Here is a 1,241-nt window from a genome sequence, read left to right as displayed (position 1 = left end):
ACCCTGTATACCCGGTGCAGAGGCTTCAGCGCGCTCAACCGCCTGCTTCATCGCCGCGGCCAGCTGCTGCAGATCCTCTTCCGTAAGAATGCTAAAACCTGACACTTCAGGCTTAATCTGGCTGATCATCATGTTGGCGCCCATCAGTTAATCGCTATTATTGCACCCTGAATTTTCTGAGATTTTTCTGCCTGGCTGTTGATATATTTGGCTTCCGTCGTTATCCGGCTGTTTTTTCCGTCGTATTGCGTCTTGGCATCGCGACTGGCAACAATCAACTGCTCTTCAGCTTCAATGCGAATGTTCTTCGCTTTCAGTACCAGCTCATCACGCTGTTCGATCAAGGAAAAGAAAATGTCCGTGACCAGAGGCAAATTCGGATCATTGCCGATGAATTCAATGCGACAGGACAATCCATTCTGTAAAGCCAGCTCAAGCTCAGCCAGGCTAAACTGGCGACCAAGCCTGGCAGCCAGACCGGATGGCATATCGCAGCCATCGAAAGTGACACGAACACTGTCCCCTTCAATCGCCAGAATATGGCCGAAACGGGCATGTAAAGGAGCCGGGGATTCCCCGGCTTCTGATTCAATGATGAAATGGCTTTGTGTCTGCTGCTTTTGCATTAGTTCACCGATACTTTTCCGCCCTGAACAACCACTTTATCTGAACCATTTATAGAGATAGACGTACCTGTGATCTGAATCGAGCCATCACTATTCAGGACTATCTGAGAAGATCCTGCTTTTAGCACGATCTTTTCTTTACTGATAATCTGCGTCGAACTTTTGGAATCAGACGTCACATTCCCGGTTACTGTCAGGGTGGAATTCCCTTCTACATTCAGGTTGTTGTCTTTCTCTACCTGAGTCTGACGGGCACCGTGGATCGTAATGGTCTGGTTTTCCATCACTTCCAGTTCATCGTTTTTGCCGATTTCAGTGGTGCGATTCTGATTGATCTTCAGATCCGAATTCTTCACCACAGTCACGGCTTCATTACTGTTGTAATTCACCGTGACATCCCCATCGACCGTTTCTGTGAAGGTGCCTTTCACTTCTGTGGTTTTGTTGCCTTTGATGGTTTCCAGCTGATTCTGACCAATCTCGTTGGTTTTATGGCGAGCAACCGTCAGGGTGTCATCATTACCGATCTGTTCAAACCGGTCATTCAGCACCTTCACTGACATATCTTTCTGCGCGCGCAGATACAGCTCTTCATGATTGGTTTCATCATCCAGG

Annotated in this window: 2 protein-coding genes; both read right to left on the bottom strand. The window is 47.9% G+C overall.

The features are described from left to right. Positions 1-143: 143 nt before the first annotated feature. Positions 144-626, bottom strand: a complete 483-nt coding sequence (locus P0Y67_RS22625; RefSeq protein WP_342393694.1) for a hypothetical protein — start codon at positions 624-626, stop codon at positions 144-146. Next, on the bottom strand, positions 626-1,241 hold a 616-nt coding region (locus P0Y67_RS22620), incomplete at its 5' end, for a bacteriophage T4 gp5 trimerisation domain-containing protein (protein ID WP_446728875.1). The genes P0Y67_RS22620 and P0Y67_RS22625, both read right to left, overlap by 1 nt.

The sequence above is a fragment of the Photobacterium sp. SP02 genome, from assembly GCF_038519165.1.
GTDB classification, from domain to species: Bacteria; Pseudomonadota; Gammaproteobacteria; order Enterobacterales; family Vibrionaceae; genus Photobacterium; species Photobacterium halotolerans.
This window is presented reverse-complemented; position numbering and strand designations above follow the sequence as displayed.

Excerpts from the sequence above, each read along its gene's own strand:
- P0Y67_RS22625 (WP_342393694.1), bottom strand. The coding sequence starts at position 626 with ATGCAAAAGCAGCAGACACAAAGCCATTTCATCATTGAATCAGAAGCC.